Origin of the sequence: Colwellia sp. BRX10-4 (genome assembly GCF_014077465.1) — a bacterium.
Taxonomy (GTDB): Bacteria; Pseudomonadota; Gammaproteobacteria; order Enterobacterales; family Alteromonadaceae; genus Colwellia_A.
Genome location: NZ_JACGVZ010000097.1, coordinates 1 through 686, shown reverse-complemented (window position 1 = coordinate 686; position 686 = coordinate 1). Strand labels below are relative to the sequence as shown.

Sequence of the window (686 nt, the reverse complement as noted above, 5' to 3'; positions counted from 1 at the left end):
AACTCAGTGTGTGAAGAAGCGTCATGTCCTAATTTACATGAATGTTTTAACCACGGCACAGCAACGTTTATGATCTTGGGTGCTATTTGTACTCGCCGCTGTCCATTTTGTGATGTCGCGCATGGTAGACCCTTACCAGTGAGTGCAGAAGAGCCAGAAAAGTTAGCCGCAACAATACGTGACATGAAATTAAAGTATGTGGTAATCACTTCGGTCGACAGGGATGATCTTCGCGATGGCGGTGCTCAGCATTTTGTTGACTGTATTAAAGCCATACGTAAAGAAATACCTCATATAAAAATTGAAATTTTGGTGCCTGACTTTAAAGGTCGAGTAGAACGAGCACTCAACATTTTAAGTCAGGCACCGCCCGATGTGTTTAACCATAACTTAGAGACTGCACCACATATGTATCGTGAAGTTCGTCCGGGGGCAAGTTATAAAAATTCATTGGAGTTGTTAAGTCGTTTTAAAGCCATGCACCCACAGGTCGCGACAAAATCAGGATTAATGATGGGGCTTGGCGAGACAAATGATGAAATTTCCGCCGTATTAAACGACTTGCGTAAACATAATGTAGAGATGCTAACGTTAGGGCAATACATGCAACCGAGTAAGCATCATCTTGCGGTTAAACGCTATGTACCTCCAGAAGAGTTTGATGAGCTGGGTATTATCGCTAAAAG

At 42.7% G+C, this 686-nt stretch carries 1 protein-coding gene; it reads left to right on the top strand.

Features of this window, described 5'->3' with window-relative positions; all coding sequences use genetic code 11:
• Positions 1–686, top strand: a 686-nt coding sequence (gene lipA / locus H4J67_RS19985; RefSeq protein ID WP_182204913.1) for a lipoyl synthase, incomplete at both ends; no start/stop codon positions are given.